Raw genomic sequence first — 1,671 nt, 5'->3', positions numbered from 1 at the left:
TGATATGCTCCCCAATAGGTAGACAGATTAAAAAATAAAAAATCTGGCTACTTATTGGGGAGTATTTATTATGTCTAAAAGGTCCTATTCTATAGAAGAAAAATTCGAGATATTGAAAATGTTGGAGGATAATCAATATTCGATAAACGAAGTCGCATCCATTTATAAGGTACACCAAACTACAATTTTAGAATGGAAACACAAATTTGATAAATATGGCACGGAAGGTCTAAAGGAGACCTCCACTTGGAAAAGGTATTCTAAGGAACTAAAACTAGCCGCCATAAGGGATTACCTTTCTGGTAAGTATTCTTTACGTGAGATTACAAGACGGTATGAAATATCCGATTTATCAGTCCTCAGGAAATGGATTAAAAAGTATAATAGTCATAGTGAATTAAAGGATACGTCACACGGAAGGACGAGCTCTATGACTAAAGGAAGAAAAACCACTTTAGATGAACGGAAACAAATTGTTTATTATTGCTTGGAGAACGGTAAAGATTATCAAACAGCAGCCGAGACATATCAAGTTTCTTATCAACAAGTATATCAGTGGGTTAAAAAGTATAAAGATGGTGGAATTGAAGCGCTTAGGGATAAGCGAGGAAAGAATAAAGTAGAAGATGAGCTTTCTCCAGAAGAGAAAGTTAAACTCGAGATGCAAAAGCTTGAAAAAGAAAATGAACGTTTACGTGCAGAGAACGCATTATTAAAAAAGTTAGAGGAGATCGAAAGGAGGCGAAGATAAGTCAAACTCGATTTGAAGATAAGTATATCGCAATCCAAGAGTTACATCAGGAAGGTCTTTCCGTCTTCTTACTTTGTGAGATTGCAGGTATTGCACGATCTGCTTATTATAAGTGGCTGAATCGGACACCTTCTCTTCGTGAACTTCGAAATGAAGAAATTATAAAGGAAATGAAGGCTCTTCATGAGAAAGTTGATGGAATCTATGGATACCGTCAAATGACTTTAAATATGAACAGAAAATTCGAAGAGGATCTCAATCATAAGCGAATTTATAGATTAATGAAGATATCTGGCCTAGAAAGCGTCATTCGGAAAAAGAAGAAACGGTATAAGCCTTCAACTCCGCAACACGTTGCAGAAAATGTGCTCAATCGTGAGTTCACAGCAGAAAAACCGAATGAAAAGTGGGTTACGGATGTCACGGAACTTAAGTATGGCCTATCAAAAAAGGCTTATTTAAGTGCGATTCGTGATCTATATGATGGGTCTATTGTTAGTTTTGTTTTAGGAAATTCAAATAACAATAGCCTTGTCTTTAAAACGCTAGACCAGGCAATAACCCATTTAAATGGAGACAAACCACTTATTCATAGTGATCGAGGGTACCAATACACCTCTCATGGATTTAAACGAAAGTTAGATACCGCTGAGATGACGCATAGTATGTCCCGGGTGGGTAGATGTATTGATAACGGACCAATGGAATCTTTTTGGGGAACACTTAAATGTGAAAAGTATTATTTACATAAGTATGAGACATTCGAGGAACTTTCTATTGCGATAGATGATTACATTAAATTTTATAATTATGAAAGATATCAAAAAAGACTAAACGGCCTCAGCCCTATGGAATATAGAGCTAAAGCCGCTTAGTGAATATTTATTATTTCCACTGTCTACTTGACGGGGTGCAGTTCA

General features: G+C 36.1%; 1 protein-coding gene. It reads left to right on the top strand.

From position 1 onward, the window contains the following. The first annotated feature begins 70 nt into the window (after positions 1-70). Positions 71-1,626 (top strand): IS3 family transposase gene (locus ACIFOT_RS26925; protein ID WP_430070361.1). Its coding sequence is split into 2 segments (ribosomal slippage): positions 71-704 and positions 704-1,626, totalling 1,557 coding nucleotides; the frame shifts between segments, so codons are not numbered across the junction. The last annotated feature ends 45 nt before the right edge of the window (positions 1,627-1,671 follow it).

Source organism: Neobacillus sp. NRS-1170 (genome assembly GCF_050468025.1).
Note: the sequence above shows the minus strand (reverse complement) of the source record. Positions and strands in the feature narration are given on the sequence as shown.